At 59.1% G+C, this 1214-nt stretch carries 2 protein-coding genes; both read right to left on the bottom strand.

The window, feature by feature from the left end:
* On the bottom strand, nucleotides 1–196 hold a 196-nt coding region (locus A3754_RS26250), incomplete at its 3' end, for a transposase (protein WP_156497062.1).
* A 170-nt stretch (nucleotides 197–366) separates the two neighbouring features.
* Nucleotides 367–1214, bottom strand: an 848-nt coding sequence (gene hslO, locus A3754_RS17915) for an Hsp33 family molecular chaperone HslO (protein WP_063520793.1), incomplete at its 5' end; no start/stop codon positions are given.

The raw sequence follows: 1214 nt of genomic DNA, 5'->3' as shown, positions 1-1214 counted from the left end.
CGGGTCCCGTGTTCTGGACGGATTTAGCAGACGGTTTCTTGGTCACAATCCATTCTCTTCGCCAGCGGCTTAACAACTTTGGGTGTATGCCTAGCTTGCCAGCTAGTGCGGACTGTGTCTGCGTGGTGGATAGCGAGGCCTGCACGGCCTCGCGTTTGAAATCATCGCTGAAGTAGCGCTTGGCTTTGTATTTCATGACACCTTCTCTCCAAATGAAGGTGTCTACTTTTTCCGGGGCATTCCAGCGCCGCGGTGGAGGGGGAGTAGATTCACTGAAACGTTAAGGGCCGCGCTCAGGTTTCTGGTGCGGTCCTTTAAAAACAAGCAATTGCCGAGATCATTTGAGGAGCTGTCAACTGTCCACTATCAACTGTCAATTGCTTTGATCATCTCCGCCAGATCCACGGCATCAAAATGCTCCTGGTGACGACAGAAGTCACAGGTCAGAGTCACCTCGCCGTCTTCGTCCAGTAATTGCTGCAGCTCCTGATTGCCCAGGGAAATCAGTGCATTGCGGTTACGATCCCGGGAGCAGGTGCAGCCGAATTGCAGTGGCTGGGCGTCCGGTAGCTGGGGCGGGGTGTCATGGAACAGCCGGTGGAGGATAGTTTGGTCATCCAGATTCAGCAGTTCTTCCATTTGCAGGGTGCTGGCCAGTGCATCCAGGTGTTCCCACATCTGGTTGTTGCCGTCGGTGGTGGCAAGCTGGTTGGGCAGGCGTTGCAATAACAGGCCCGCGGCGCGGTTGTTGCCGCTGGCGAGCCACAGGCGGGTCGGTAGCTGTTCGGACTGCTGGAAATAGCCTTGCAGGCATGCCGCCAGGGTGTCGCCGCTGAGCGGGACGATGCCCTGGTACTGGCGGCCCTGATCCGGGGTGATGGTAATCACCATGGTGCCTTCGCCGATCAGTGTCTGAATGTCGCCATGACTCCAGTCCTGGCCGTCACTGTGGCGGGCCAGTGCGCGCAGCTCGCCGTCGTGGCTGCATTCGGCCAATAGCAGCGATACCGGGCCCTTGCCCTGGGCCTGCAGGGCCAGCCGGCCCTTGAATTTGAGGGTGCTGGCCAGCAGGGCCACGGCGGCCACGGCCTCGCCGATCAGCCCCTGTACGGCCAGCGGGTAGTTGTGGCCTTCAAGGATACGGCTGACGCTGCTTTCTACCTGTACCAGCTCGCCACGAATGTCGGAGTCGGGGAAAAGGAAGCGCTGCTTGT

The organism is Alcanivorax sp. HI0083, assembly GCF_001635175.1.
The sequence above is the reverse complement of the archived record's forward strand: the minus strand, read 5'-3'. Positions and strand labels throughout refer to the sequence as shown.